Below are 223 nucleotides of genomic sequence, written 5' to 3'. Positions count from 1 at the left end.
CGTTCTCATGCTGGAACGTTTAGCCGAAAGGACCCCTGCCCATGCTGTCCACTGATCAACGCGGTAACATCCTCGTCGTCCAGGTCGAGGAGAAACGGATCGACGCCAGCAAGGCGCCTATCTTCAAGGACGAGATGACGAGGTGCATCGAGGGCGGGCAGAACCAGATCGTCCTCGATCTCAGCCGGGTGGACTTCATCGACAGCTCGGGGCTCGGCGCCCT

1 protein-coding gene is annotated in these 223 nt (G+C 60.5%); it reads left to right on the top strand.

All coding sequences use genetic code 11. The features are described from left to right. Positions 1-41: 41 nt before the first annotated feature. On the top strand, positions 42-223 hold a 182-nt coding region (locus tag E4K09_RS14090; protein ID WP_134498032.1), incomplete at its 3' end, for an STAS domain-containing protein.

This window comes from Microvirga pakistanensis (assembly GCF_004458765.1).
Lineage (GTDB): Bacteria > Pseudomonadota > Alphaproteobacteria > Rhizobiales > Beijerinckiaceae > Microvirga > Microvirga pakistanensis.
This window is presented reverse-complemented; position numbering and strand designations above follow the sequence as displayed.